This is a genomic window from Microvirga makkahensis, assembly GCF_009830105.1.
GTDB classification, from domain to species: domain Bacteria; phylum Pseudomonadota; class Alphaproteobacteria; order Rhizobiales; family Beijerinckiaceae; genus Microvirga; species Microvirga makkahensis.
Genome location: NZ_WURB01000029.1, coordinates 22,720 through 47,358 on the forward strand (window position 1 = coordinate 22,720; position 24,639 = coordinate 47,358).

Here is a 24,639-nt window from a genome sequence, read left to right on the forward strand (position 1 = left end):
AGAGACCGGCCCCTCATAAGCCCGAGCGAGCTGCGCAGGACGGGGATCGGGATCGCGCTTGACGGTGGGAAGGCGCTGCCTCAAGTCCGAATTGCGAACCGCGGCGGGATTCTACCGCGATATTCCGAGACGGCGACTTCCCTGGGTTCGGTACGGTCGGGTCCGATGCGGCACAGGCTGACGACGTTCTCAACCGTTCGTGAGGGACCACATAACACTGCCTCCACCCGATCTTCCGCGCCGCTCCGTACCCATCCGGTAAGCCCGCGTAGGCGCGCTGCACGACGGAGCCACCGCCCGAACCCAACGCCGTCGACGGGACCGGCGACCTCGATGTGCACCCTTTCCCAGAGACGCATGTCTACCGGTCGACTCCCGGGAAACAGATGCTCGATCAGCGCACCAGCCGCATCCCGAGGCCTACCGGCGACCGGGAAGTGATGCATAGCGATGTCGGGGTTTGTGTTGATCTCACAAATCGCCCATGTCTGCCGACTTGCTGGATGCGCGATATCCTCGACCAGCAGGTCTACCCCACAATGAATGGCACCCGGCAATGCCTTGCAAGTACGCACCGCAATATCGGCGAAATCAGGATGGACATCTTCCGTGACATCGACGCTCTCGCCACCGCCGCCGATATTTGCGACCAGGTGCAAACTGACCCGCCGTCCCAAGGACGGAATCGAATCCGGCCTCAGCCCCTGATCCTCGAGGTGCCGCAACATCACCGGGGTCAGCCTGATCGGCTTTGCACCGACATAGGGATTGGGCCTGCGCGACTGGTTCTTCCTTTCTATGAGTCCTTCGATCGATGTTTCACCGTCCCCTTCGATATAGGCGGGCACACGCCAGATCGCAGCCCGAAGTTGATCTCCGACGACGAACAGCCGAAAGTCCCTACCATGGATGTGCCTCTCCACGATGATCTGCGTACTCGCGAAATCCTGTGCGACCTTCCACGCCAACGCGAAGTGTCTCCGCTCCTCGATGTTTGACGTCACTCCACGCCCGCCGTAGCCATGAGTAGGCTTTACGACGACCGGGAGTCCGATCGTCCTTGCAAAGGCCCACGCCTCGTCTTCCTGATCCCGCTCGAAGACAGACCCGTCCGGCACGCTCAGCCCAGCACCTCGAAGGATTCCTTTCGTAATATCCTTGGAATTCGAAATTAGACGCGCGACGAGCGATGTCGTGTCTGGTATGTGGCCCCAGAAGCTGACGGCACGGGATCCGTCCGAGATGCGATATGCGCGAGCCGAGATGCTCTCCACGTTCAGATTCCGAACGAACGCAGCATATCTGATCACTTCGTCATGAACCGAGTTTCCTCTTGTGAACGACCGTGTTGATTGCGGGGACCATTCTGGCGCAGGTGCCAGATAGTCTTCTTGGCTTTCGAGAAGAGCCATCATGATCCGGAATTCCTTAATCTACCGCTCTTCCATTCAGCGGCATCGCAAATACGATGTGACCGGCGGCGGAGAAAAGCCCTACGGACACGCTGCTGCTCTCATCAGGTACTGCAGCCTGCGCATCCGCTGGAGAGCGCGCCGCCCGGCAAGTTGATCCATGGCGCGCCTTATGTCTACCGGGCCGGGAGGACTGCCGCCATGACGAAATCCTTAGCCCACTCCACTACAAAGCGTTTTCACCCAGCCTCGAGCGCATGCCGCCGCGGCGTCGCCAAAACCTCTTGCCCAGAAATGGCAGATCGGCAGATCGAGCTTCGTGCGTACGAGGCTCTCGGTCATCGTCCGCCACGCGAATTCACCGCATCGCGTCAACCACGGTGATCCTGTCCGGTCCTTCGGGCACAACAACACCGCTCGGCATGGTCCTGCCCGACCGGCCTCCGTGGTCTGCGTTTCGCTTCAGTCCGAGGCCTCATCGTCCTCGTCCTGTTCGTCTGACTCCGCTATGGCTGGCGCCCGCTGGGCGTCAAGTACCATCCGATAGAGCCTCCGGACGCTGCTGTTCTTTACTCTCTTGCCGCCGGTCGTGTCGACAAGATGCACAATGACAAGGTCGCGCTTGGGTACGACGTAGAGCCGCTGACCGCCTCGGCCGGCGGCATAAAACCCGTCCTTGGTCACTTTCCACATGTAACCGTAACCGGCCGTCGACTGTTCCTGCCGCCAGGCAAATTGAACCGAGGTGCTGCGGTCCACCCACTCCTTCGAAACAATGCGCTTGCCGCCGAACTCGCCCTTCCTCAAGTAGAGTAAGCCAACTCGCGCCAAGTCGAGTGCGCTCATGCGGAAAAGGTAAGCGGGATGCTCCGACTTGTCCCGTTCATAGTAATAGCGGCCGTCCTCCACATGGAAATGCTCCATCCCGAGGGGTCTGGCGATACGCTGCTCGAATCCCTCGAAGAAGTCATCCGACGTGAGCCTCTTCAGTATCGTCACGAGAGCATTGAAATCCCAGTTGTTATAGAACCAGTGCTTGCCCGGCTCGTAGCTGTCCCGAGCCGGGCGCCGCTCACGCATTCCCTTCGTTTCATATGCTGCCGGATGGTACACGCCCGAAGTCGAAGTCAGGAGATCTTGAATCGTCGCTTGCCTCTCCTGCTCCGTCAGGCCGCCGACATCGTCTATTCCAAGCTCTTCCAGGCTCTTTGCGAGGTCCACCGTGCCATCGTCATAATAGGTCCCGTATGCCAGGCTCATGAGGCTCTTGCGCACCGAGTGCAGAGAGAATTTCGATTGATACCGGCCGTAATCGAGGATCACGAGCCCCTTGTGAATTACGAGCAGCGCATCGGTTCTGGCGCTCTCGGCATAAGCCTTCACGGCGTCGAGCTTCGTCGGAGACCAACCGGCCGCGTCAGGCGACAGCAGACGTCCCCAGCGGGGGACCGGCAGGTAGTCAACGTCCGGGTTGAAATGAGCCACGTCGACGAACGGGTAGCCTGGGCCTGACGCTTCGAACTGGGCGCGGGGTTCCGAAATCCGGAAGAAAACGCCAAGCAGCAGCGTGAGAGCTATCGCTACGGACGCAAGTATAATTCCTCTTCGCATTGTCTCGTCCTTCCGATCTCGCTTCGAGGAGGCTCGTGGTCCAGAATCTCAGTCGGCTGCGATCGCCAAAGCCCCTTCGGCAGCGATAGCGCCAGGGAGAAGTAATAGCCCCACTGGTCCTTTCCGCTCCTTATCATGGCCTCAAGCCCTTGACTGCTTTTGCCCGTCGGCATGAAGAAACTCACGATGCGATCGAATTCCTGCTCTGTCACGAAGTCGGGCTGGTACGACGTGGCGGTGTTGTCGCTTTGGATCGGGTACAGGTTGAGATCGGCCGACCAATGCCCTTCGTCATGCCGCAAGCACAGGCGTGCGATGAGCCCGAAAGGCAATACGCGGTGGGTTGCGAACCGACCGGGAGAGTTGAAGATGAAATTTCCGAGGCCGTATATCGCCCACTTGTTTCCGTAGCGGGCGAACTCCTGCATCATGTGAGATCCGTGTCCGATCACCAGATCGGCGCCTGCGTCGAACAGCAGCTTTCCTAACCGCTTTTGACGCGCTGAAGCGTATTGATAGTTGCTGCCCCAGTGCGGGAACGCGATGATATATGCATCCGGATAGTTCTTCCGCAGAGCGGACAATTGCTGCTGTACCGCCTGTCTGGACCACATATTGACGCCGGCAGAATCAGGCCCCGCATAATAGCCCCACCGCTGGTGGTTTCGCCTGTTCTCGAACCCGCCCACGAAGATGAAGTGCGCTGTCAGGCCGTCAACCAAGGCGTAGTGGTGAACGACCTCGGCCGCCTCTTTCTCGGTCCGACCCGCGCCGAAGAAAAGCAGTTCCTCGGAGGTGAGAGCGTGGATGGTGTCAGCGAGACCCTCCGGTCCGAAATCCATGCTGTGGTTGTTTGCGAGCGAGACGGCGTTTACTCCGAGCTTGCGGAGCAGCCGCGTCGTGCCTTTTGCCGAGGCATAGTCGAGATACGGCTTGATGCCCGTCAGCTGCGATTTTCTCCTCCCCGTGAGGCTGACCTCGAGATTGGCGACAGTATAGTCCGACGACTGCAGGATGTCGCGAAGCTTGCGGGCGCTTGCTTCGGCACTTCTGACTTTCGGCTCATTCTGAGTTTCCGTAGCTTTTCCTCGCTTCCAGTAACTGTCTCCGGGATTGGTGTCCCCGAGCAGGGTGATGACGTACTCGCGTCCCTTCTTGGCATCCGGGTCCGGCTCTGGCTTGCGTGCTCGCTTTACGATGACTTCATGTGCAAGGCGTGGCAGGTTCATCAAACCAAGCTTGTCGAGACCGGCAAATCCTGGCGTGCGGTTGACCTCGATGATGTGAATGCCGCCTTGGTCGGTGATTGCAAGATCGACGCCGTAGATACCGTGCTTCAGTCTCTCCGCCAGGCTTTCCGAGACGTGACCGAACAGCTCTTGCTTGAGCCCGTCCTCCACCGTAAGAACGGATCCGCCCTGGTGCAGATTGCTGACGACGCTTCCCTCCCGCTTCTGCCTCTCATACGCTTCGACGGGTCTGCCGTCGATGACATAGACCCTGAACTCTCTTGTGTACCTCATGAACTGTTCGAGCAGGAGCGGATTGCTGCTTCGCCTGAAATGGGTCTTACATGACTTCAGAGCCTCTTCGAGATTGCCAAGCCTCTTGATGCCTCTTCCCTTGTTACCCGCAACAGGCTTTTGAATGAGCGGAAAGCACTCGGCGTCGAGCTGCTGCAAGTATGCGGTCGCAGTTTCCTGCGAGGTCAGGATGTGGGCGGTGGTCCCTACGCCCGCCCCCAGGAAAGCCGTCAGATCGTTCACCTTGCCGAGCCCGTTGCGGCTGATCAGATGGTAAGGATCGGAAGTGGGGCATCCGACGGCCTGCAGGAACCTCACGAGCATCAGCGTGTCGCTGGCGTAGCCAAAGGTATAGAGCATCGAGAGTTCATTGAGCGAGTGGCCATTGTGCTCGATGCGGATCGAGCGTGAGTTTCGATCCAGGTGGTAGGTCACGCGCGCGGGGTCGACGTAGATCACTTCGTCATAGTAATTCAAGGCTTCCTGGTAATACCGCCGCTCGTTGTGTGACCACACGCCCCTGACGATGCCCGCGACCAATTTGCTCATAGTTCCCTCTCTCATGGTCTTGTCTTCGCCGGCGCTAAACCGGTCTGGCTCGTTGGCCTGTAAGGCTGAATTGGACAGAAAATGGCGTGACCGCTCCTCTCCGAGTCGGAAGCGGCCGCCGGATTGAATCCTGCTGCGCGATCAGCCACGGCGGAGCGGCCGTTCATGACGCTGCTCCGGTAATGACCGATGCTGCATGGTACGGGATGACTTCCGATCTGGGCTCGCGCAAGACATCACCGCGGCGCCTCTGGCGTCGGACGATGGTTTCGTCTGTGAGCGCTCCCGATGGGTAGATCGCTCTGACGGCAGAGGCTGCCTTGAGGCTGCCTCTGGTGAGCTGTGCCTTAACGTCGGTATGATGACCTGTTCCCACATTCATGAATCGGACTTCATCGACCTCCCTCCACGCCGGACAGTCGCGGCTTCGTTCAGGATTTGCCGGTTCTAGCGCATCAGGTGCTGCTCGGCGGCGACTTTCTCCTGCCGTCCCTCGGGCGGATGCTCGATTTCACGCCCGCGGCGGCGGATCCAATGCCGCAGGGTCGATTGGCCGACTCCGAGATCCGCAGCAATCTCGTGGTGGTTGCGGCCGCTCGTCAGGGCGAGCCGAACCGCCTCGTCCTGGAACTCCTTGGAAAATCGCCGCTGGGAACTCTTTCGCGTATCTTTTATGGCCGTGGGCGAGGGTGACTCTCCCAGGGTGCTCAGGAAGCTTTGCCTGTTTCTGCGAAGGAGGTCCACTGGTGCCTCGGGGCTCATGCAAAGGCAGCTCACGAGTTCCTGAAGACTTTCGGCAGTCTCGATCTCCTGGACGAGCTCGACGATTTTCTCCGCCGCGGCTTGGCCGAGAACGGGAGAAGCATTGGACATGAACTTCAACTTGACTTCTTCCGTCGTCAGGAAATTCGTCGGATCGCCTTTCGGCAGATCCACTTGCAGAGAATTGGTTCTCCCGTCCTTGAGAGTCACCGTGACGCTCGATGAACGGGTCTGCTCCGGATAGGATCTTCCCAGCGCCTTGTCGGAAACGATCTCGATCCTTGCTGCAAGGTCCCTCACGCGGGGGTCATCAATGGAATCCCTCTCGAACTGCCGCACCGTGAGTTCTCCGTCGAGAACGGCACGCGCAAGACAATAATACAGATTGAACTGAGCTCTTTTGTAAGACATGTCGGCTTCGGGCTGCGCGCGGGCGACATACATTCCCTTCGGCAACTGCCGGACCAGGATCTTGTCGATATCGTCCGGACCGAAGTTCATATCCCGCCTGATCTTCAGAAGCGCTTCAAGAGATCCATGAGTCATTCGGCATGTGGGAAAAGGCTTCAGATAGACATTCATGATTTCGAAGCTGGTGCCTAAACCTCGCTCTGCGAAGCGCAAGGAAACAGCAGGGTCATCCCGCAGTTTCGGCCCCTTCTGACCAGCCCCGGCAGCGATGGCAGCTTCGATTCCGATGCGGGCGCACAGACCTCTTGAATAGGGATCCATATTGGCAGGTATCCTGCTGCCGAACCGAGATTGGGAGGCATAGCCTGCTAGCCCCATCGCAGTCGATATTTGAGCGATGGACTGGCCCCGCAGACGCGCGGCAACAGCGGCGGCGGCGTAGAAGGAGCTTTTCGTTCCGACGGATCCGCCCCGTATCTTGCAGGCCACGTCGTACCCTATGACAAGGGCCGTCAGGAGCTCCTTGCCGGTGGCCTTCCGCCGCTCGCACTCCGCGAGAGCCGTCGGGACGACAATGCGCCCTGGATGCGCGGATGCTCCTGTGGCGGCAGCGATCCTGTGCCCATCGTTGAAATCGTGGATCTGCGCGTAAGCGGCATTTGCGAAGGCAGCCATTTGGCTTGAACGGCGCAAGTCCGTTCCGAATATAGCGGCCTCCTGCGCGCCAGCGACTTCGCGAGCGATGTTCGTGATCGGAACCGCAGCCGGATGACCTGAGCCCAGGATGATCGTGCCTAGGCTGTCGAGCAACAGAACCTTGGCGCGCTGGATGACCTCGGCTGGAATATCCTCGTACCGCGTATCGTGGATGTAAGCCGTGATCTCCCCGTCGTCGATCCGCGCCGATGGAACCTTTATTGGCACAGATGGCGCGGAGCGTGCCGGCTTCGCCTTGCTGGCGGGCGCCCGTGCGCTTCTATCCGCCTGCCTGTATGGCGCGAGGCTGAGGATCTCGATCTCGGATACCTTCGCCTTGTGTGGGCCGCTCATGCAGGCGAAGACCGCGAACTCGAGCAGCCGTAACGGGCCGGTGAGGCTGACCTCGACATCTCCACTGTCGAGGTTCGTTGCCTGGCCGCGCAGACCCTTTTCGGTCGCGAGCTTGGTGACCCATTTTCTGTAGCCTACCCGCTGAACCTTGCCTTTGACCCGAAAGGCTACGGTTGCGAGGCTGTTTCGCTCCATCGGCTGTTGGTCGGCGGGATACCCAGCCCCTGAAATCTTGTAGTCGCGGAGAAAGAATGCCGAGAGTCTACTTTTCACCTTGGGATCTGCCAGCGAATGCAATGTCGCCGTCCAGCCCGCATTGCCTTCAATGATGCAAGGTCCTGCATCGGTCATAGCGACATCCCATCCCACGGTCATGGGCCCGCCTAGAGCCTCGTGGGCCGACTTGCAGATGGCGAAAATATCTTCGAGGCGCTCGAGTTTGTAGCCGGGGAGAACGATATTGCTGGTGGGGTGCCTCTCGAAACTTTTACTGCCAAGAATCTTGCCCTCGTCGATGAGCCCAGGATGGATCAGGCGGTGGCTATCCAGATCAATGCCGCAGTAGAGGCCGCCGACCGAGACATTGTCGACGACGGAATTCCCGGTACCCATCCGCAGAGTGGCGGCCACTATCTCGACCTTGCCGGTTCGACCGAGGTAGGTGAGGCAGCGGATCGTATTGAGCGAGGAGGGCGAGAATACAGCGTAGTCTTCGGACTGAACCACCACGTCCTGCACCAAGGTGCTCTTGTGGGCCTTGAGGAGCCTAAGAAGGTTGGTCTTGCCGACGGCCTCCGCGCTGCCGTCCGCTTTGCGGATCATGCCGTGGTCGAGCAGAAAGGCGCCCTCGCCACCACTCCCTGAACGAGCCTTGACGAACCAGCGACCACTGCTCAGCAGACGGACGAGGTCGCTGGTGGGGATCCGTCGGCCTTCGGGGCTGAAAGCCGTGTCCTGGACGACGATCCACCGCGTGACAGGCGTACTGATGCCGATGCCGGCCAGGTAGGCAGAGAGCAGGAACTTGTCCTGGAAGATGCGGCGCGTCGACTTTGGACCGATATTGTAAAACTTGTTGTGATCACGAAAAAAGTTGAGGAGTTTGAACCCCTTTTTCTGGGTAATTCGCCGGTATGATGGAAACCAAGCATGGATGAAGCTCTCTGCATCCGCTTCTGGATTCAGAGAATTACGGGCGCGCTTCATTTATTCACCTGCGTTCTGGCAATTAGCATACAGATGAAAGCATACAGATGCGAGCTGTTTACGCCAGATTGCCCCCTAGCTATTCTGAGTTAGAGGCCTTCATCCCGTTGGCTAATCCGAGTGATCGATGCCGGCTTGGTGACCATGCCCGTCTGTACTCAGTCACGCGGGTCGAAAGACATGATGAGCCAATGATGCAGCCGGATTTCAACGCGTCTGATCCAAAATTCCGGGGGGCCCAATGCTTGCGGCGATCTCGGGCGATCGACCCTTGGGCCGGCGAGAACCCGTCCCGGGCTTTGCCGGTTTCTCTGCTCCTGGAGTCCTGAGGCATTCTTAAGCGGACGAGATCTGCGGAAGGAGGCGCCTCAGAAACGCTACGCGATACAGGGCAGAACCGGCGAACCGCTCGGTGCAAACACGGATTTTACTACGCCTTGGCCGAGTACACGCTGTGCATTTTCGTCGGCCTGAACGTGCGCTTCATCTGAGCCAGTCCGGATCGACCGCTATCCGAAAAATCATTGAAGTAGGCAAGCTGCGGATGCTCTTTCATCAGATGATAGCGCTGGAGATACGCAAGCCCTGGAAAGTCGTGATCCGAAATGGTGATGAAGATGCTGCCATAGGACTGGTTGATCGCCCCGCCGAACGAGAAGGCGCGAATTGCTCCGTCTACCTCGACGACCTGGCCAGCGAGAATGTCTCGCGTGAAGATATCCGACCGCGCCAGGCACTCAGAGGTGAACTTGTTGTAAAGTCCGATTTTCACCCCGGAATTCAGCAGATCATCATACCACTTCTGGCGCAGATTCATGCAGGTCTGCTGGTCGTCCTTCTGGAATTCCCGCACGACGACATTCCCGTCATTGGCGTAGCGTGAAATCTTTCTGCGGAGAGTTTGGAAGGAACTGCCCTTCAGCGCCAGGACTGCCGCGCAATCGTATACATACTCGTCATATTGATGCTTGATTTGGAGCCCCTCCCGCGCGAGCACCGGCGCATCGCCCTCCTGAACGCGCATGACCCGGCTTGTCTGGTCCTGGTTGAAGTCTCGAATGCGTTCCAGGGCTCGCCGCAATGGAACCGGAGCAAATGGAAATGGGGGCAGAAAGAGGCTCAGGCGAATGCGCTCCTCTCTCTCCTGCAGCAGGTAGAGCAGAATCGACCCCTCGATTTGTTCAAAGAGCAAGGCACGGCTTTTCGTACTCGCTCCGGCGAAGTACAAGTAAGGGAAATAGTATAGCCAGGATTGGGCTTGATGTTGGGCGGCAGCTTCCGCGAAATTCTTGTAATCGCTGACCTCTATCTTTTTGAGGTCGGATAGATCCCTTGGAATGCTCCGCATGCCCTGCGTTCCCTAGTTCCTGTCGGCGAACCGGACCCACTTCGCCGAAGAATGCTCTAGAAGCCATTGATGATCTTCGCTGCAGTAGCCGAACGCGACGTCCAATGTACAAGAGTCTCCGTTTCGCCGTGAGATGGCATTGGGTCTACTCCCTTGGTGGTGCGTGGAGGCTTCGCAGCATCGCCGGCTTCGCGGCAGGGGGCCAGGCAAACCGAATCGATTCGAACCTGGACTGGTTACGCTGAACAGGAGAGCGTTCTCGCAGCTGCAGGGTCTGCCCTCGGGCTGAGCCGGGCGTTTCGTCCCGGAATTCCTCGGCAATCCAACGACCCGACATCGGCTGCCGGGCCAGGTGCGAACGCATGACGATCACATCTTCAACAATCCAGGACGTTGAAGCGCGACAGCTATTCTGAATCTGCCGATATCTTGACCGTCGGAGACAGTTTTGGAGAAGCCGGATCCGAAGCGGGTTCAGCGGTCCTTTCCCGATCGCCCCTGATCGCACTGACTGGTGGAGTGGACGGAAAGGGAGAGATCACGTTCTTTGCGCGCGGCACGGGGGCTTGCTTGTCATTGAAGGACCTGTGCATGCGCGAGAAGGCTTTGCGCATTCGCTCGAACGAGGATCGGGCCTCTCGGAAAGCGACACGCGCATCCTCCGATTCTTGATCCAGGATGCTGAACCGCTCGTGAGCATTGTTGAGAAAAGTGCCTATCTGCTCGTCGATGTGGCTCATCCGCGCCTGAAGCTCCGAGAGCGTTCTTGCGTGGCGTTGCTGGTGGAAAGCGAAAATGGCCAGGAGAAAGGTCGCGCAAAGCGCCACAAGGATCAGCGGCGGTGCAGCCGCCGTCCCGTACAGAGCCCCAAGGAGAATGGCCGTGATGCTCAGGACGGCAGTTGATGCAATGATAAAGGTATCTCGCGTCAGCGCTGCAACAAGCGAAGGGGAAGCAACGAATATCAATGCCATCCAGAGGGGCATGGCAGCTATAAATTCCATGGCGCCCTTGAGAGCGCCTTGCGTCCAGAGCAACAATTCGGACATGGATCACCTCTGCGTCGCCAAACGCCTCGCCTGCCAATGTGGACGTTAGTTTCCTAGGCTGAGACCGCGATTGCCATTGCACCCGTGGTGTAATCCTTATGGACTATGGAGACCTGTGGGGACGTGACACGATCGCGACCTCAACCGGCTGCGAGAGATGCCTTCTGCGCGCTTTCAGCCAAGCTGCGATATCAATGCGCGACATTCCCATTGGGGATGCTGGAGCGCGCCACCTGCATGGCCGGTGTCACTGCCGAGGCCTTGCCATCCTGCGAATCGAAACTTCACGATTCTCGACCGAGGCGGAACCGCTCGCGGGGCGGCATGCGCGGCTTTGCGAATCGTATGCCCGGCGCGCTGTGACGGATCACGTGAAAATTCCGTGGATCCATCATGCCCCTGCGGCCGGTTTCGTGGCCTCCCTGTTCACATCCCATCAGGCCAGGAAGATGAAACCTGTTCACTCCTTCCCATGCTGGCCGAACCACTGAGTGCCAAACAAACGAAATGCGGCCTCGGTCGGTAGACCGAGGCCGCATCTTCCAGGAGGAGCCGGGTTACATCACGGTGCGAACGAACGCCTCGAGCGGCTCCTTGCCATCAGCGAGAAAGCTCGCCCGGGTCACAGAATGAAGTCGTTGGCCGTGAAGTTGTGCAGGCCTTTGACCTCGACCCGGAACTCGTAATAGCGATCGTGATCGACATTCCCGTAGATGTGGGTTTCACCCGCATCCAGATCGTGGCGGTAGCGGATCTGCGCGCCGTCGCTGTTGAAGGCCGACGACCCAACCTTGCCGAGGAACGTGAACGCTTGGTCGCCGGTTCTGACAACGTCTGCGTCGACGGCGCTGAAGTCAAACTTGTCGCCGTCCTTGTAGTCCGTGATCGTGGACGCCGTGTGGGCGGCCTGGCTCGACAGGAAGTCGTAGGTCTTCACGGTCGGCTCCGGCTTGGGAGTCGGCGCGGGCATCGGTGCCGATGTCGAGCCTCCGAAGATGAAATCGTCGGCCGTGAAGTTGTGCAGGCCTTTGACCTCGATCCGGAACTCGTAATAGCGATCGTGATCGACATTCCCGTAGATGTGGGTTTCACCCGCATCCAGATCGTGGCGGTAGCGGATCTGCGCGCCGTCGCTGTTGAAGGCCGACGACCCAACCTTGCCGAGGAACGTGAACGCCTGGTGACCAGCCTCGACAACGTCTGCATCGATGCCGCTAAGGTCGAACTTGTTGCCGTCGTTGTAGTCCGTGATCGTGGACGCAGTGTTGGCGGCCTGGCTCGACTGGAACTTGTAGATCGTGCCAGTCGGCTCCGGCTCGGGGGTTGGAGTGGGGGTGGGGGTGGGGGTGGGGGTCGGAGTCGGTTCAGGTGTCGGAGTCGGTTCAGGTGTCGGTGTCGGCGTTGAACCGCCCGAGGTGATGAACTGGCTTGAGCCGACCTTTGTGAGGAAGTAGGCCTTCTCATCGGCATTGTCGCCCGTGACCACCCAGCGGCTGCCGTCCTGGACGATCTTCAGCTGGCTGGCCGACACATCCCAGGCCGTGACGTCGATCTTGTCGCCCGACGCCGCGTCCCGGATGGTGTCGGGGGTGCTTTCCTTGCGCAGCACGAAGATGTCGTTGCCCGCCCCGCCGGTGAGCGTGTCGGCTCCTGCGCCGCCCTCGAGGCGGTTGGCGGCCTGGTTGCCGACGATGGTGTCGTTACCCGATCCTCCCTTGACGTTCTCAATCAGGGAGCGGACATCGCCCTTATAGAGCAGCGCGTTGGCGAGGTTGCCTTTCGAGCCCGTGATCTGCTGCGTCCCGAATGTCGAGAACGCACCGGGATTCAGGTCGATCTTCAAGGCCGTGGTGTAGTTGGACAGATCGTAGCTGTCGACGCCGCCGCCGTCCCACACGGTCAAGAGGATCTTGTTGCTGGTGGGTGCACCCTGGCCGGCGCCGTTGATGGACATTTCGCCGGTGGAGGGATTCCAGCGGTAGACCGTGTTGCCGCTGTTGGTGGTGAAATCGGCGCCGTAGAGGTGCTGCAGGGCGGCGATGTCGAGCTGCATGTAGGACTGCACGTCGCCGCCGGAGACGCGCTCGTAGCTCATCACCGAGTAGTTGCGGTTGTCCTGGGCGTCCGGCGTCGGAGCGTGCGCGGCCATGTCCTGGTGCGGATGCTTGAGGCCGAGCTGGTGACCGAGTTCGTGCATGAAGGTCGCGTAGGCGCGGTTGCCCAGCTTCGGGCTGTCATACATGGCGTTGCCGGAGAGATTGTACCAGGAATCGCCGCCGTTTTCGCCGGGATTCGTGCCCGGACGGTAGCCCCATGCGGAGGTGGTCTGCGAGTCTTTGACGGTTGTCGTCTCGCCCCAGCGCAGCACGCCGGCGCCGCCGGAGACTTCCGTGAAATCCATGTTCGTGAAGCTCTCGATCTGAGCGACGATCTTGCGGATGGCGTTCTGCTGCGTTGAGTTGAAAGCCTGGAAGCCGTGTGCGGGTTCGTTCGCGTTGCTGTAGTTGCTGCCGAACTGCGAGCGGGAGGTCGGGAAGCTGAATGTGAGGCTCTGGGTATCCCACTGGTACGTGTGAAAGAGCCCGTCGACGTTCTCATCGCCGCTGCTGGTGATGCGCTTATAGGAAACTGCCATTGTCTTGCCCCAAATGTCACCGTGCCCCTTCATGCGAGGCTTTTAGGTGAGCTTTAATAGTGATTGGCTGAAACGTGGAAATAAGAGTGTAATTTACGCAATTGTTACAAGTCGAAGCTACGCAACGTTTACAAAATAGTCCTACAGAATGCTAATAGGTGAAATTTAACTCAATAAAAACAAGTATAACTTTACGTAAGGTGCGCAATATAACTGCCGATGGCCATTCTGGTCCGCTCGCAGTACTTCAGATGCCGACGCCAACGCCTCAACATCTGAGCCACGCTATTCCAAGCTCAATGAGGCGAAATCATGACGACGAATTTTTTTGATGCCGGAGCGGACAAGGGCCAGCTCGAAGTTTCTCGAATGGTTTGACGCCCGGAGACGGGCAATTGCGCGTCTGCGACGGACCGGAAATGGCACGCCCATGAGGTGCCCCGGATGAGCGAGCAACATGCGCCGCATCGCCGACTGCTTCGGCTCCGTGTCTGGCAGCAGGAGAAGACGGCATCTCTCCAGGCCCTGAGGAGACGTTCTGCAGTCAGGATGCTGGAACAACGTGGACCGGCAGGAGCATCAACGGTTGTCGTGCGCAGTTTCTGCCTGCGGAAGAACAGGCTGCCGGATCTGCCGCGCGCGCCGAAACCGACGTCAGGCGATCACGCGCAAGAACGCATTGTTGGCAGGCGCAGGCGGCGGAGGGCGAACATGGGCTGCGATTCCAGTCTTGTGACGACGGTTGCAACGAGCAACCTCGAGCCGTGCACCTCACGCGGTCAGACCCTTAAACGCGTCGCGGACGGATGATCCAACCGAGACTCGCATGCCCACATTCCGTGAAGCTGCCGGCCCTGATCGGAGCGCCAACTGTCTGCCGCCCCGCCGGTCGCTGTGGGAGCATGCGCGAGATGGTTCTGAGAGCCTCTATCCTTCTCTAAAGGCATTTCGCAGTGCTTGGGTGATAGGGGCAGAGATGTACTGCCAGAAAGTTCGCGCGCCGGTTCGAACCATGACGTCGGCGCTCATGCCCGGTTGAATGACAATCTGTTGAGCATCCCCCGAATTGCTGTCGAACTCGACGCGAGCCAGATAATACGGCTGGCCGGTCTTCGAATCGACCAGTCGATCAGCGGATACGTTCTGGAGCAGGCCATCGATCGGCGCTTGGTGCCGGCGGTTGATTGCCCAGAGCCAGATCGTTGCGGGAAGTCCAGATTTGACTTGATCGATATCGTCCGGATCTATGGAGGCCCAAACCACCAGCTTGTCGTTGCTGGGAACGATATCAAGCAATGCCTGCCCCGCGGTGATGACACCACCGATTGTATGAACCTTCAGACCGACGACGACGCCATCGATCGGAGAACGGATTTCGGTGCGTTGCAGGATGTCCTTAGCTGCGGCGAGCTTCTGAGCGGCTTCGTAGGCCTGCGATCTCACGCGCTCGAGATTTTCGACCACCTCTTTGGAGACGGATGCATCCAGCTCGGCGATCTTGAGCTGAGCTTCACCCATACGCTGCCGTGCTACGCCGATCGAGGCCATGTAGCTGCCGATTTGACCCTCGATCTCGGCCTTGGTGCGCCAGAGGGCCAGCACGCGCGGCTTGTTTGTCAATCCTTGGGCCAGAAGCTTACTTGCGTCACGCAGCTCCTCGTCGATGAGCTCGAGCTGCTTCTTTGACGATGCGACCTGGCCTTCCAAGCCGGTTATCTCGATTTCAAGCGCTTCGATCGTTTGCGCGATGATGGTCCGGCGCTGGCCGTTCAGCTTGCGTCTGCTCTCGAAGATATTTCGCTGTCCGGCGACCGCATCCTGAATGACGCCATTTTCCATCCTTGAGGCAAGCTCTTCCGGAACCTGAATCGCCGGCGCGTTGTCGCGCTCCGCAACCAGGCGAGCCTCCGTGGCGCGCGCCAGATAGTACTCCGCCTCGACCTGGTTCAGCGTAGCGGCCGTAATCTGTCGCTGCAGCCTGATGAGGACGTCCCCGCTTTTAACCTGCTGCCCTTCGCGAACCAGGATCTCTCCGACAATTCCTCCTTCGAGATGTTGAATGGTTTTGACGCTCGTATCAACGGCGACGACCCCCGATGCCCTGACGGCGCTTTCCAGAGGAGCGAGGGTGGCCCATGTCGAGAGAATCCCGACAAACGCCGCAATAACGCCCAGCCCCAGTAGGATAAGCCTCGCGCTGAACGGCGGGGAGGACCATACGGCACCCTTGGCGCCACTCAGGGGGAGAGGCATCGGGAGTTTGTGCCCTTCCCGAGCGGGTACATCCACGCTCATTTGACCCTCCTCAGTTCAGAAACCTTTGGGTCGATTTTGGAGGGAGCAACCGAGAGTTCAGCCGTCCTGCCGCCTAGAATCAGGAACTTGTCCGCTATCGCGTTCCACCGCGACGACTTCGTGGCTTGCGTCACGATGATGGAAGATCCTGCCGCTTTCAACTCCGACACCGCTGCCTCCATGGCGTTTCGCGATCGCCTGTCCAGGTTCGCAGCGGGCTCGTCCAGAACGAGCAGGCGCGGTCTCCTGTAGATCGCCCGGGCCAAGGCGATGCGCTTTTGCTCGCTTCCCGAAAGGGTAACCATCTCTTCGCCGATGGGGGTGTCGTAGCCCTGCGGAAGGCTCACCAGAACTTCGTGAATAGAGGCCAGTTTCGCCGCGCGGACGATATCATCGAAATCCGCGTCGCCCATGCATGCGATATTCTCTCGGACGGTTCCTCGAAAAAGCTCGGTATGCTGTGGCAAGTAGCCGATCAATTGCATCTGCACATCGGGTGGGAGACGCTTCACTTCGACATCGCCAAGGCGAACTTGCCCGTAGCGCGGCTCGAGGAGACCTACGGTTAGACGTGACAGCGTCGTCTTTCCACTTCCGGCGCCGCCGGTGACAACCAGCAGCTCACCAGGTTCGAGCGTCAAACTCAGCCTCCTCAAGACATAGTTTGTCTGACCCGGGTAGCGAAAGCTCAATTGATCGATCACGAGCGCGGAACTGGGGGTTGCGCTATGGATGGATACGTTGTTGTCGTTGTCCATTCTCAATTGAGCTTTGAGGCTCCGGTATGCGGCCATACCGTCTCTTAAGCTCCGCCAGCTCCCCACCGCTCTTTCGACATACCTGTATCCGTAGCCGCCCAATATTCTTGCGGCAAAGACCGCGCCGAGCGTGAGAGAGCCCTGGAGAAAAAGCCATACGCCGACGCCGATCAACCCAATGCGCAAGCATTCGCCAAGGCCCCTTATGGCCAACCTGTAGAAGGTGTAGCGGGCATCCGCCCGCTCGCGCTCATCCAGGTGAGCCGCTGTTGTTTGGCGCCACCGAGCGGATAAGTTGGATGCCATACTGAATGCGCCGACGGTTTCGTATTTCCTCTCCGCGTTCAGCACGATCTCACCAGCCTCTGCCGCAGCTTTACGGGAAGCGCGCCGAGGCTCCCTCGTGGCGGATTCCTGGAGTAATCCCAAAGCGACCACAAGGAACATCGCAGCGAGCGTTATCATTCCGAGCAAAGGATCGATCAAATAGACTCCCCAGAGAAAGAGAGGGGCCCAGACGACATCGATCCAGCGCACAGCGGATCTCGCGACGAAGTTGCGCAACCTGGATAGCTCGTCGAGCGATTCCTGTACCGATTGCGACTGACCGATCGATCTCTCGCTCAGACCACGATAGACGAAGAATTGGCCAAACTGTTCCTCGATCCACTTGCCCCACTGTCCGAACATACGTTTCCGAACCCCGTCCAGGGCTACGCCCGCAACAATCGCGAGAAGAGCCATGATCGTGAGAAGGATGAGCGTCTCGACGCTCCGGCTGGCCGGCACTCGATCGAATACGTGGATGATGTATAACGGCGTGACGAATCTCAGCAGGTTCAGGAATATACTGAACACGATAATTGCGATAATTCCCCAGGAGGATGCGCGCCAAGCCTGACGCACGATGTCGTTCTTCTCGACTGAAACTTTCTTTCTGAATCTGGACATTCGAGCCCTGCATCTCCGTATACGGCGACCGATGCCGCATTCTTCATGACGTTTGGTTGGCCGAAAGGTTTACGCGGGATCCGCGTCCCGGGCGCATGACCAGCTGAGCTCTGACAAGTGGATTATCGCCGGATTGTTCTGATCAGCCAGAGAGCATTCAATCTGATGACGGTCTCCAACCAATGGGGCAATCCTCCGGAGCATATCCCTGCGAGCAGATGTTCGAAGCCCGCGCTGGTTGGGACGTATCATCCTGCCTCGATCCTCTTCTGTCTCTTTGCGCGGCCGGCGAGAGAACGGAGAATTCCGCTGCCGAGCCGCACATCGCGGTCTATGGGCAGGAGCTCTGAAGCGATCTCGATCAAAGGGAAGTCGGAAGTGCCCGCGAAACCCGCCTTCATGAGATACGTGCGCACCACGTTCGTACCTGCATCCCTGGCTTCTCGGAGGGCCGTACCGCCACCGAAAGCAGCTCGTCCATTAGCCCTAGCGTCTACAGCCCTCCACGTTCGATTCCGGGACTTGTTTGTGCCTGCCGGACGATGAGCATGCTCTCTGCACCGGTATGATCCTCAGCACCCAAGTCGATGATCCGGACCCATAGTTCCAGATCCGCATCGCGGGATCTGCGAGCTTTCCAGCTCATGGCATGTTCACCCTGTACTACCTCTGGGTAGGGACGCAGCAGTTCTCTCAAGGCCGCTGCGGCAAGTCTGTAGTCGGAATAAACCTCACCGATATCGCCGCTATCCAGCAGTCGCCCGCTGTAACTCGTCAGCTGCCATGCGATCCGGTAGGTCATGGTCGCTCCTTCATTCTTGGCGTTCGTACCAGCGTATCTCCTGGATGGCTCGGTTCAGTTGATGCGGTGCCAGCGCAAGCAGATATACTACGATTTTCGTTGCATTCTCAATCCCGCATGCCGAGGTCATGCCGGAATTGCACCCGTATACTACGTTGTGATTAAGCCAAGCGATCGTTTCCAAAGTGAGTACTTTGAGATGAGTGCTGTCACATGCTCAATTTGCGTTGACAGAGATCGGCCTGAAGAACACGCTCCATATCCGCAAATGTCAGAAGGTAAGCTGTGCTGGCTTGATCTCTGGGGATGAGGAAATGGCTCTAGAAAAACTGGACGCGAAACGTGTGGCATGTGCGAAGCGCGCGTACACAACCCGGCGTGTCAACCCAGACGCGATGGCGAGCCTCATCACCGGACCTGCAATTGCTCCTGCATCCGGCGATCTGGTCTTGGTCAAGGTCGATGAAATCGGCAAGCAGCGACGGATCGAACTGACCGATGGCCGCCGGGCGCATTTGTTTCCGGGTGATGAAGCGATCGTCTGCTTCGGCAACCGTTACGCGCCCGACCAGTTCGAGGGAGTGATCGGAGAGGATCTGAGCAGTTGCGACCTCGTTGCGGCTGGCGGGATTGCGTCATGCGAGATCACGCGAAACGAGCGCATGATACCCTCGACCCGGATCACTCCTCTCGGTCTCGTTGGTGATGCGCAGGGTCGACGCCTGAATCTCAGAGACTTTGCCGTCGATGCATCCGGCCCCGTTCCACCCATACCGATTGTCCTCTCCCTTGGAACGTCGATGAATGCCGGCAAGACCTTCACGTCGACATCGCTGGTGAGAGGCTTGAAAGCAGCGGGCCATCGAGTCGCTGCGATCAAGGCCACGGGAACAGGCGCCGGAAACGACCTCTGGATCGTGCGGGACGCGGGGGCTGATGTCGTTCTCGATTTCACGGATGGAGGGCTTGCGAGCACTTACCTGATTCCGCTCGAGGAGATCGTTGCAGCGACGAGGCGGTTGATCCGCAGCGCCGCGAAGGCGGGCTGCGATGTCGCGGTCGTTGAAGTGGCCGATGGATTGCAGCATTTGGAAACAGCGGATGTCATTCAGGCGAAGGATCTGTGGGAGGATTGTGTCGGCGTCGTATTCGCCGCGTACGACTCGATGGGCGCGAAGTGCGGCGTCGATACTTTGAGAGCCGCCGGGCACAACGTGCTTGCGATCAGTGGGCGCCTGACCCAATCACCCTTGATGATAAGGGAAACTGCACGATCGACAGGATTGCCAGTGTACACTCCCTGGGAGATACAGGACGGCGCTCTCACACCCCTCATCATGAGCTCGGCGAATGCCGGCAATAGGCTCAACGGCTATCAGTGCCGCGTCGAGATCACGGCAGATCACGGTACGTCGATCTCGAATACGAACGAAATGAATATACTCGCTGGCGGGCAGGTCCCTGCTCTGACCGCCATAGCATCCGGCTCTGACGGCGGCATACGTGAACTTCTGAAAATTCTAGCCGACAAAGTGATGGCTGCAGAGGTATCACAGGTTTGCGGCGCCGGGCTGAGGAAGCGTTGCTCGACTCGGACCAACCGTCGCAGCGGATACCGGCTGCAGAATTGGGAAACAGGTTTGGGCCGGATTGAACTGAAAGTGCCGAAGGTTCGTAAAGGTGGCTATCATCCGCTCTTCCTGCGCCAGGACAAGATTCCGGCTCAAGAACTGGCACTTCTGGTTGCCAGGGCCGCAGCGTCGGATGCCACGCCTCGCGATCTTGAAAAGCTGCTCGAACGTATAGGCACGCTGCGAGCCTCATCGGAAGCGATCGCCAATTGGAGTTCCGAGGTGAAGCAGGAGGCGCTGAATATGCGCCTGGACCTGAGCCATATCAGCACCGTCTACCCGTTCCACCGGGCGCCATCGGGTGCGGACCGTCAGAGGCGGACGATCAGGGAAGAGTATGGCGTTATCGCTGGATACGGCGACGATTATGCCGAAATGGACCCGTTCGTCAGAGTGGAGACAATGCCGATAAGGCCCGCTGGCAGCGTCTCTGGCTACCGCAAAGGATAACTGTACAGAAAGATCTCAGGCGAAATGCGCAAGAATGCAGCAAAGACAGGTGTTCCGTGCAGATCCAAAAAGGGGAGCGTGGCACACGTCGCTGCGACCTCCGGCCCTCGCGTCGAAGCAAAGATGACCGTGCCTGCTTCGGAGGGACAATGAAAGCGGACCTGCGGACGGCGTAGAGCGCGCCTGGTGCTGACCAGGGCTCTGCTCATGAAAGCGATCGGGATCATCCGTCGCCGCATGGGTCTGGCCTGCACGGCGGCGCTGTTCTCGCTCACCTTCCTTTTCGGAGCGGCCGATGGCTTCGCCCGTGAACCTGGCAAGTCCAAGGTCACAGTCCGTCTTCGTGAAGGTCCGATCACTGTCTACACCTACCATCCCATGGGGTGCGAAGGCGCCGCTTTGCTGTTTGTGTTCCACGGCCTTGGGCGGAATGCGTCCTCGTACCGTGACTCTGCGCAGAAGCTGGCGAATCGACGATGTATGATTGTGTTTGCTCCGCTTCTCGACCGAAAGCGGTTTCCAGCCTGGCGATACCAGAGGGGCGGAATCGTTCAGGATCAGAGGTTGATTCGCCGGGAGCAATGGACAGTCTCGATCGTGGCTGAGCTCGTCGCCTGGGCAAAGCTGGAGAAGGGGATGCCGCGCGCACCCTACTACCTGTTCGGCCATTCAGCGGGCGGGCAATTTCTATCCCGCGTTGCGGCCTTCGCTCCTCCGCGCGATGCCGCTCGAATCGTGATCGCGAATCCGTCCACCTATGTCCTCCCGTCAACGGCGGAGCCGGCTCCCTTCGGACTGGGCAAAGTTTTCGGACATGGGGAGGGTGAGCGACAACTGAGTACCTATCTGGGGCTTCCGATCACGATTTATCTTGGCGGGGACGATACGGGCGAGAAGAACCTTTCTCGGTCCTCCGCCGCGATGCGCCAGGGAGAGAACCGGCTGGAGCGTGGCCGATATGTATTTGACTCCGCAAGCTCGCTCGCACGGGCAAAAGGCTGGAGCTTCGGCTGGCGCATGGTCATTGCGACCGACGTGGGTCACACGGCCCGTGGCATGCTTTCGGCGAACGAAGTCATGGAAGCGTTCGGCTTGCGCTGACCGGAGACGGCGCACTCGCTGTCGTAGTCTTGAAGATATTCGCCCGGAGCGGACGGGGAGGACGGGCTGCAGCGTCAATCACTGACCACGTGGCGGCGGGGAGATCGCCCCGCTCAACGGCTCAGGGCGTCGCGCCCCATGGCGACCAGCCTCTGCGGGTCTGCCGCGAGGCGCTCCACGGTCAGCCAGCGGTTCCAGTCCGGCAGGATGCTCCAGGCGGGATCGCTCAGATGGGCCTGCGGCAGACGGTAGTGGAACACCGGCCGGGGACCGATCTTCTCGTGGGGCAGCATCGAGAGCACCCTCCCCCCGTCGAAATGAGCAAGGAGAGGCAGCAGATCGAGGGCCCGCCTCCGGGTGGGGTTCGCCGCAAGGTAATCCTCGGCTAGATCCGTCACGTCGGGCCAGTAGCCCGGATCGAGCACGCGTCGCTTGTAGGCTTGCGGATAGTCGGGGGGGAAGGCCCGGGCAAGCCGCGGCTTTCCGCAGGCTATGTCGCGCCGGAGACGGTCGTCGAGAAGAAGGAAGGCCTTCAGAAAGGCCGTCACCGTCGTCGCGTCAAGGGACGGCGGATCGATGTTGAAATGCAATCCGAGCGAGTCCCACAGCACCGCCCCGCGCCCGCGGGCCCCGGCCGCCCGCAGGCTCGTGAGCACCGCGTCGGTTTCCCTCAGCCGGGTGATGGGCATCGGTGCCGTAATCAGCTCGCGCGGGATGAAGGGCTCAACGAGGGTTCCGAGCCACGCGGCGACCCGAGGGTTCAGCTTCAGGCCGAGGTTGGGGTAACGCGCGGGATGGACGTAGCGCAGATCGGTCTCGACCAGGAGATCGCCGAGCCGTGTGCCGTGGACCCTGAACGCGTGCGGATCTTCGGACAGGCTCGATCCCCCAAGATCATGCGCAAGCGCCTCTGCGGCGGCGCGGGCACTCAGACCCAGGAATTCGATCTCGACTCCAACGCGACGCGGGCGGCCGTCCGCTGTCATAAGGACGGGAGGGGCGAGCGCCCCGGCCGCCGGGGCGGGATCTCCATCGATTCCGGGGCATGGGCGGGACATCGCTTCGATCCAGGGGACCGACCGGATCAGGCCGCAGTCGATCAGGTTGCAGGGGGAAGCCGTGTCAGCCTCCTACGGATAGATTGCGGCAGCGGCTAAAGACAAGGCCGCCGGTAAGGTGACCAGCATGTTTGCCGTCTCGAAAAGGGTCACAATCGAATGCATCGTCCTTCAGAGGTCCCTTGCCCCAACTGTCGTTTCACGCAGGGTTGTCATCTGCTCCGCCGGTGCACGATGCCTTCGATCCTTCTCGCGGGTGCACGCGATCGAGAGCTCGGACTCATCGCGAAGTCGACGCCAACGTTGCAGAGCGCTCGAAGCGCTCCTCAGGTGGGAGAGTCCGACATCGCAGCCTGGGGGAACTGCCAGAGGGGCCCGGACCCCGGTACCTGAAAGGTGGGGACGGCATGGGGCGGGTTCAAGGAAGGATCTCTCCATCCGGTCACGTGGAGACGAGGCTTGGCGCCGCGAAGTCCTCCACCTCAATAACAGCATCGCGGAAGAGGATTTCGAGCTGAACGAGAAGAACTACCCCTCTCTGAAGCAGCCGAACGAGCCAAACTTCTTCGACGGCGATCGCGAGACAAGCGGACAGGCCTTCTGGAACCAGGAGCCTTGCATGTCCAACTGTGCAAGCGAGCCAGCCAAGGTGGTTGGACGTGCCCGTGCCCTCGACGTGACTTCCCGGACGGCAAGGGCCCCAAGGCCGAGTAGAATCATGCATGATGGAAAAAGGAAGTTCACACAGATGGAGGACGCCTCACCGGTAGCGTCGATCCTGCGCGCAGTTCTCGCCGGTCTCTCGGGCAGCCTTGCTGCGGCGGCTCTCACATTGGCCCCCACCGCACGAGCCACAACAGCCCCTCACCCGCTCCGGATTGGAGATATCGCCGTCACTGTGATCGGCGGCGGGGACCACGAGATGCCTGTCGCCTTCCAGCTCCCTCGAACACCGGACGAGGAGATCGACGAACTGTTCAGGGCAGGCGGCATGGAACCGCCCCGCCAGCTGACACCGCCAACGAACGTCTCCTTAGTAAAGGCCCGAAGCGAGCCCATGCTCATCGAGGCCGGTTCAGGCACGACGTTTCAGGCAACCGCAGGCAGGCTTGCGGATCACATGGAAGAGGCGGGGATTGATCGCGAAGCGATTACCAGGGTGGTGTTTACCCACGCTCACGCGGATCGTCTATGGGGCGTAACCGACGACTTCGACGGTACCGAGCGATTTCCGAATGCGAGCTGCCTTATCTCCAGTCCCGAGCGGGACTTCTGGACTCATCCCGATGCACTTTCGTGAATGCCAAATGCTCTTCAGGGGATGGCGCGAGGAGCGCAAAGAATTCTCAAACGGATTGAGGACGAGATCGAGCGCAGGAACCCCGGGGATGTCCCTGCGCCGGGTTTGAGATTGCGATCTGATCGGCATTCTCCGGAAGCTGCGGGAGCGCTATGGCGGCGATGATCTGGTCCCGCCATTCGCCGGCCGCGCGATAAGCCTCTCGAAAGCGATCCCTGCGGATCTGTCAGGACAAGGCTGCAGAATTGTTGTGCAGCACAGGCATCTCGAAAAATGAAGCGGCGATGGATGTCGCGGGCCTCTCCCCTCCGAAGCCTGCCCGGCTCACTGAAGGAAATTTACCGGATCGCTTTTCGAAAGCAACTTGTTCTCGTCCGGGTCCGGTGCTGTTTCGGGCAAGTACCCGGTTGCCGGCTGTGTGACGGAACTGACTACCGCCGACCTGAAACGGCGTCCGTCTGCGGACTTGAACAGAATCTTGAAAAGCAGCAATCTATTCTTGGCGCAAAGCCGAACAATAAGGGCATTCGGGAGGAACTGGATGAAATTTAAGTCAGCACTATTGTCCATTGTCTTGGCTGGTCTTGCTGCTGGTGCAGCGCAGGCACAGATTTCCATCAAGCTCGGTGTCCTGACGGACCGTTCGGGCGCCTATTCGGACATCGGCGGCGAGGGCTCGGCCGTCGCCGCTCGCATGGCTGTCGAGGACTTTATAGCCAAGTCCTCCAACAAGAACA

General features: G+C 59.5%; 14 protein-coding genes and 1 pseudogene. 4 read left to right on the top strand and 11 right to left on the bottom strand.

Translation table 11 applies throughout. The features are described 5' to 3' along the window. Positions 1–80: 80 nt before the first annotated feature. The 10 genes from GR328_RS22870 to GR328_RS22915 form a co-directional block, all read right to left on the bottom strand. Positions 81–1,415 carry an acylphosphatase gene (locus GR328_RS22870; protein ID WP_160887982.1) on the bottom strand — a complete coding sequence of 445 codons (1,335 nt, stop codon included), beginning with the start codon at positions 1,413–1,415 and terminating at the stop codon, positions 81–83. A 459-nt stretch (positions 1,416–1,874) separates the two neighbouring features. Then, positions 1,875–3,023, bottom strand: a complete 1,149-nt coding sequence (locus tag GR328_RS22875; RefSeq protein ID WP_160887983.1) for a serine hydrolase domain-containing protein — start codon at positions 3,021–3,023, stop codon at positions 1,875–1,877. Next, positions 2,993–5,086: a CapA family protein gene (locus GR328_RS22880; RefSeq protein WP_160887984.1), complete on the bottom strand. Its 2,094-nt coding sequence runs from the start codon at positions 5,084–5,086 to the stop codon at positions 2,993–2,995. Before GR328_RS22880 ends, GR328_RS22875 begins: the two co-directional genes overlap by 31 nt. 456 nt (positions 5,087–5,542) lie before the next feature. Beyond that, complete coding sequence (locus tag GR328_RS22885) at positions 5,543–8,524, bottom strand: MmgE/PrpD family protein (protein ID WP_160887985.1); 2,982 nt, start codon at positions 8,522–8,524, stop codon at positions 5,543–5,545. A 430-nt stretch (positions 8,525–8,954) separates the two neighbouring features. Further along, complete coding sequence (locus GR328_RS22890; protein WP_160887986.1) at positions 8,955–9,872, bottom strand: phosphatidylglycerol lysyltransferase domain-containing protein; 918 nt, start codon at positions 9,870–9,872, stop codon at positions 8,955–8,957. Between the two features lie 407 nt (positions 9,873–10,279). Next, positions 10,280–10,921 carry a hypothetical protein gene (locus GR328_RS22895; RefSeq protein ID WP_160887987.1) on the bottom strand — a complete coding sequence of 214 codons (642 nt, stop codon included), beginning with the start codon at positions 10,919–10,921 and terminating at the stop codon, positions 10,280–10,282. A 622-nt stretch (positions 10,922–11,543) separates the two neighbouring features. Continuing rightward, a complete protein-coding gene (locus GR328_RS22900) occupies positions 11,544–13,556 on the bottom strand; it encodes a M10 family metallopeptidase (RefSeq protein WP_160887988.1) in 2,013 nt (670 codons plus the stop codon). 927 nt (positions 13,557–14,483) lie between these two features. Then, positions 14,484–15,851, bottom strand: coding sequence for an HlyD family type I secretion periplasmic adaptor subunit (locus GR328_RS22905; protein WP_160887989.1), 1,368 nt, complete (start codon positions 15,849–15,851; stop codon positions 14,484–14,486). After that, on the bottom strand, positions 15,848–17,560 hold the full coding sequence (locus GR328_RS22910) for a type I secretion system permease/ATPase (protein WP_160887990.1): 1,713 nt from the start codon (positions 17,558–17,560) through the stop codon (positions 15,848–15,850). The genes GR328_RS22905 and GR328_RS22910 overlap by 4 nt, the downstream gene beginning before the upstream one ends. A gap of 493 nt (positions 17,561–18,053) precedes the next feature. Further along, positions 18,054–18,362, bottom strand: a complete 309-nt coding sequence (locus GR328_RS22915) for a hypothetical protein (RefSeq protein WP_160887991.1) — start codon at positions 18,360–18,362, stop codon at positions 18,054–18,056. Positions 18,363–18,676: 314 nt separating this feature from the next. Between GR328_RS22915 and GR328_RS22920 the strand changes: the two genes are divergently transcribed. Then, positions 18,677–20,443, top strand: coding sequence for a transposase (locus tag GR328_RS22920; protein WP_160887992.1), 1,767 nt, complete (start codon positions 18,677–18,679; stop codon positions 20,441–20,443). Positions 20,444–20,650: 207 nt separating this feature from the next. Beyond that, a complete protein-coding gene (locus GR328_RS22925; protein WP_160887993.1) occupies positions 20,651–21,544 on the top strand; it encodes an alpha/beta hydrolase family protein in 894 nt (297 codons plus the stop codon). A gap of 113 nt (positions 21,545–21,657) precedes the next feature. Here GR328_RS22925 and GR328_RS22930 read toward each other — a convergent pair whose 3' ends face one another. After that, positions 21,658–22,602: an amidoligase family protein gene (locus tag GR328_RS22930; protein ID WP_246216047.1), complete on the bottom strand. Its 945-nt coding sequence runs from the start codon at positions 22,600–22,602 to the stop codon at positions 21,658–21,660. Positions 22,603–22,729: 127 nt separating this feature from the next. Between GR328_RS22930 and GR328_RS22935 the strand changes: the two genes are divergently transcribed. Both GR328_RS22935 and GR328_RS22940 read left to right on the top strand, forming a co-directional pair. Further along, entirely contained in the window at positions 22,730–23,902 is a 1,173-nt protein-coding gene (locus tag GR328_RS22935; protein ID WP_160887994.1) for an MBL fold metallo-hydrolase, read from the top strand. Positions 23,903–24,443: 541 nt separating this feature from the next. Then, positions 24,444–24,639: pseudogene (locus tag GR328_RS22940) on the top strand (ABC transporter substrate-binding protein); the annotation flags it as partial.

Bases quoted from the DNA above. Each gene is read 5' to 3' on its own strand.
- GR328_RS22870 (WP_160887982.1), bottom strand. From the start codon at position 1,415: ATGATGGCTCTTCTCGAAAGCCAAGAAGACTATCTGGCACCTGCGCCA.
- GR328_RS22875 (WP_160887983.1), bottom strand. From the start codon at position 3,023: ATGCGAAGAGGAATTATACTTGCGTCCGTAGCGATAGCTCTCACGCTG.
- GR328_RS22885 (WP_160887985.1), bottom strand. From the start codon at position 8,524: ATGAAGCGCGCCCGTAATTCTCTGAATCCAGAAGCGGATGCAGAGAGC.
- GR328_RS22890 (WP_160887986.1), bottom strand. From the start codon at position 9,872: ATGCGGAGCATTCCAAGGGATCTATCCGACCTCAAAAAGATAGAGGTC.
- GR328_RS22895 (WP_160887987.1), bottom strand. From the start codon at position 10,921: ATGTCCGAATTGTTGCTCTGGACGCAAGGCGCTCTCAAGGGCGCCATG.
- GR328_RS22900 (WP_160887988.1), bottom strand. From the start codon at position 13,556: ATGGCAGTTTCCTATAAGCGCATCACCAGCAGCGGCGATGAGAACGTC.
- GR328_RS22905 (WP_160887989.1), bottom strand. From the start codon at position 15,851: ATGAGCGTGGATGTACCCGCTCGGGAAGGGCACAAACTCCCGATGCCT.
- GR328_RS22910 (WP_160887990.1), bottom strand. From the start codon at position 17,560: ATGTCCAGATTCAGAAAGAAAGTTTCAGTCGAGAAGAACGACATCGTG.
- GR328_RS22915 (WP_160887991.1), bottom strand. From the start codon at position 18,362: ATGACCTACCGGATCGCATGGCAGCTGACGAGTTACAGCGGGCGACTG.
- GR328_RS22920 (WP_160887992.1), top strand. From the start codon at position 18,677: ATGGCTCTAGAAAAACTGGACGCGAAACGTGTGGCATGTGCGAAGCGC.
- GR328_RS22925 (WP_160887993.1), top strand. From the start codon at position 20,651: ATGAAAGCGATCGGGATCATCCGTCGCCGCATGGGTCTGGCCTGCACG.
- GR328_RS22930 (WP_246216047.1), bottom strand. From the start codon at position 22,602: ATGTCCCGCCCATGCCCCGGAATCGATGGAGATCCCGCCCCGGCGGCC.
- GR328_RS22935 (WP_160887994.1), top strand. From the start codon at position 22,730: ATGTTTGCCGTCTCGAAAAGGGTCACAATCGAATGCATCGTCCTTCAG.